Annotated in this window: 5 protein-coding genes; 1 reads left to right on the top strand and 4 read right to left on the bottom strand. The window is 40.3% G+C overall.

Translation table 11 applies throughout. The features are described from left to right. On the top strand, positions 1 to 564 hold a 564-nt coding region (locus tag AB4249_RS21895; RefSeq protein WP_372104793.1), incomplete at its 5' end, for a tyrosine-type recombinase/integrase. A gap of 164 nt (positions 565 to 728) precedes the next feature. Here the strand turns inward: AB4249_RS21895 and AB4249_RS21890 are convergent. The 4 genes from AB4249_RS21890 to AB4249_RS21875 all read right to left on the bottom strand — a co-directional run. Next, positions 729 to 959: a hypothetical protein gene (locus tag AB4249_RS21890; protein ID WP_004735670.1), complete on the bottom strand. Its 231-nt coding sequence runs from the start codon at positions 957 to 959 to the stop codon at positions 729 to 731. Continuing rightward, positions 960 to 1,325 carry a type II secretion system pilot lipoprotein GspS-beta gene (gene gspS2, locus AB4249_RS21885; RefSeq protein ID WP_016788065.1) on the bottom strand — a complete coding sequence of 122 codons (366 nt, stop codon included), beginning with the start codon at positions 1,323 to 1,325 and terminating at the stop codon, positions 960 to 962. It lies immediately after the preceding gene. Next, entirely contained in the window at positions 1,282 to 2,418 is a 1,137-nt protein-coding gene (locus AB4249_RS21880) for an alanine/ornithine racemase family PLP-dependent enzyme (protein ID WP_372104790.1), read from the bottom strand. Before AB4249_RS21880 ends, gspS2 begins: the two co-directional genes overlap by 44 nt. Next, positions 2,415 to 3,503 (bottom strand): DUF1611 domain-containing protein (locus AB4249_RS21875; protein ID WP_372104787.1); only part of this gene is annotated, 1,089 nt, incomplete at its 5' end. The genes AB4249_RS21875 and AB4249_RS21880, both read right to left, overlap by 4 nt.

Here is a 3,503-nt window from a genome sequence, read left to right as displayed (position 1 = left end):
GTCAAAAAGCCTTTTCGGCTTGAGGAAATTTGGCGGATCAGAACCAGATTAGAAATTGAAAATAATTTGATGCAGCTTGCGTTGCTCAACTTAGCTATTGATAGCAAACTTAGAGCAAGTGATTTGCTCGTTCTCAGAGTTTGCGATGTATCTTCGCAAGATAGGATATTTAACCGCGTTAAGCATATCCAGCGCAAAACAGATATTGAAGTTCAATTTGAGATAACGACAAGAACTCAACAGAGTCTAATGAAATGGATTTTGATGGCTTCGCTACATGACAGCAATTTTATTTTCCCAAGCCAAAGGCGAAAGCAACAACCGATTAGCTATTCGTACTATCGATACTTAGTGAGGAGATGGGCTTCTAATCTGGGGTTGGATCCTAACTTGTATGGCACTCACTCGATGAGGCGAACAAAAGCGACGTTAGTCTACGCAAAAACGAAAAATATCCGAGCGGTGCAGCTACTACTTGGTCATACCAAGGTAGATAATACAATCCGCTATCTTGGGGTTGAATTAGAAGATGCATTGTTGCTTTCAGAAGGTACTGAGTGTTAATCGAAAAGGAACCTAAATACTTAGGTGTTTCAATTGCTATTACGCTGAAAGTTGTTACCCATTCACCGCTACACTTGATTATTTTCAATACGTTAAGTGCAAATACTACTAATCTGTCCAAGGTTTAGAGGACCTTGAACAGATTAGGTATACACAAGCTTAAATTAAACGTTGGAACGCGCGTTTTTCTTCTTTGATTTATAGGCTTTCATTGAAATTTTTAAAGCAAGCTGTTTTTGTTTAATTGAAATGAGTTGTCTAGTTACGACCTTATGGTGTAACTCTGTGATAAAGTTTTTTTCCCAAGGCGTAAGGCGGTCAAACCTCAATAAAATAGTGTCATTGAGTACATTGAACAACTCGTATTGGCTTTTATCCATTCGACTGCTAAGCATTCAATTAGAGCACTTAGCTAGAGAAATGACGTTAAGGCTTTCTACTTTCTCATTTTTTCCTAAGGTAATGATTCGATAAGAGATCCCACTCTCTAATAGTGGTCTTATTTCGATGTTGTCACAAAAACTAACGGCGACTTTTTCTACTAAGCGGTCCATATTCAAAGTTTTCTTTTTTACGAAAACAAGAGTGACACTATCGCCCTCTGACTGTGCATTTACGAGTGTGATTGAGCCTAACTCTTGTGGAAGTTGGCTTGAAATAACTGTCGCTCTATAATCGGCAAGTCCATTAGATTTTATTGGGCTTATCTGACAACCGTTAAGCATGACACTGACGAAGAGAATTACAGTTGTTCGTAGCATTATGCGCTCCTTCTTCCTTTCTTCTCCCTTTAGGTGCCTTAAAATATTTATGGATATAACGTGAAGATATAGAAGATAAGAGCGCACTGTAATCTAAACTGAATGTGACTTTTTCCCCTACAAATAGTGGTTTCTGTGAGGATTCAAGGACAAGATGATCACTGGTTGAAGACATGATCTTAATCCCATTCGGAGCCTTAAGCCCGCTGACACAAACATCTTGGCGGCCTAATGCTAGAATAGCTTGTGAGACCTCCCCTCTATCTTGAAGGTTTTCTTTTTCACCAAAAGCATTTAACCCCCGACTCCCCCAAGGCAAAGTCGGTTTAGTCTTGGATTCAATCACTTCAGCGGTCAAAGAAACCGCATCCGTATGTAAGCCTTTGATATTTTCGTGCTCTAAAGGCTCACAGCCTAAAAAAATGGCTTCTCCTATACGAAGGTGATTGACTCGAGTTAAGCCTGTTCTCTGAAGAGCCCAGTTAACTGAAGCAGAATTACCCCCTGAAATAATTTCTAGACTGACCCCAAATGTAGCTTCAATTCCATCGGCAAGCTCAGAAAGAATACTCATATTTTGATCATCTGGAGCTACACCATACCGACAGGCTAAATTCGTACCAATTCCTTTTATCGTGATGTTTGGTAAAGAAATAATCTCTCGGATAAAATCAATCACGCGATTTGGCATCACACCTTCTCTTAGATCGCCAAGCTCAACCATAATAATGATACCGTGACAGCAATTTTGTTGTTCCGCTGCATGTGAAAGCCTCTGAATCACTTCAACTTCAGAGTTTAAACTCATATCACTGTATTTTATTACGCTCGCCACTTGACTGAGCATGGGTGTACGTATCAGCATTTTAGGGGTAGCAATGCCAGATTCAGTCATCTTTTGAAGATTTTCGATTCTTGAATCGGCTAACATTGTTGCGCCAGCATCAATAAGAACTTGTGCGATGATAGGGTGGCCGAGGAAGGCTTTTGTTACAGGCGTAACGGATATATTTTTCAGTGAGAGCTGAGAAATCAGGAACTGAGCGTTATGATGAACTTTCCCACAATCGATGTCTAACCTAGGGTAGTTCACCCTTTTTCGGCCAGTTTACTTGCTATTATAGGAAAGGCTGACGTTACGATGTGCTGTAGATGTTCAACAGGCTGTGACAAGACATCAGTAACCGGTAAACCAAATTCGGTAGTGTAAGTGTCTATCGCACAACGTGTTTCATCCAACGACATATCTTCATGATTCAGTGTTAGTCCGATAACATTGGTATTAGAAAACGTTTCGATAAGATTGATTTCTGAGGCAATCGAAGGCATTGGGCAATCAGGAAAATCACTACGATATAAACGTTTAGGGGCATGTTGCAGTATCACACCCGTTGGACAACTGCCACGTAAGATAAAAGCGCTGGTTGAAAACGCAGGGTGACTCAAGGCTCCTTGCCCTTCAATAATAATCAGATCCGGATTTTCTTTTTCATAGGCCTGTACAATAACAGATTCCAACTCACCGGCACAAAATTGTGAAGGAACAGCATCGAGTGCAACGCAGTATTGTGCGCCCTGCATAATGCCTGTTTGACCAGTGGCAATCAGAACGACGTTAAGGCCTTTTTTAGTCAGTTCATTCGCCAATATTGTTGCTGTTGTTCGTTTTCCTAGCGCGCAATCCGTCCCCATTACAGCAATTCTCGGGCATTTAACGTTGTGTATTTTCCCGCTAAACGTTTTCAGTTCGCCTTTATTTTTGGGTTTGCGAGTATCGAATATTCGAACGTTATTCTTTAAGCTGGCTTCTAAAAATAGAGGATCATCGGTTAGGAATTCATGTAAGCCATTTACGATGTTCATTCCTAGTGACATGGCATTTAAAATGATGCTTTTATCTAAGTCAGATAAAAAGCCACTTGATGGCGCAATGCCAAAAATGAAGTAATCAGGAATGCTTTCTGCGTGAATGATAGCTTCTTCAGCATTAGCAAGGATAGGTATTCCATTGGCTTTGTTATCAAGAACTTCACCAGCATCTAAGCCAGCAGACTCACTATCAATAACTGATAGAATACGATAGCTTAACGAATGTCTCACTAATCCATTAGCGGTTTTACCATCAATTTTACCAAAATTACCTTCGCAATATATAATCGCAGAAGGGATGACTGGTTT

Source organism: Vibrio sp. 10N.261.55.F4 (assembly GCF_041470465.1).
GTDB classification, from domain to species: domain Bacteria; phylum Pseudomonadota; class Gammaproteobacteria; order Enterobacterales; family Vibrionaceae; genus Vibrio; species Vibrio crassostreae_C.
The sequence above is the reverse complement of the archived record's forward strand: the minus strand, read 5'-3'. Positions and strand labels throughout refer to the sequence as shown.

What these genes read in the sequence shown, in the direction of transcription:
- AB4249_RS21890 (WP_004735670.1), bottom strand. Translation starts at nt 959, where the DNA reads ATGCTTAGCAGTCGAATGGATAAAAGCCAATACGAGTTGTTCAATGTA.
- gspS2 (WP_016788065.1), bottom strand. Translation starts at nt 1,325, where the DNA reads ATGCTACGAACAACTGTAATTCTCTTCGTCAGTGTCATGCTTAACGGT.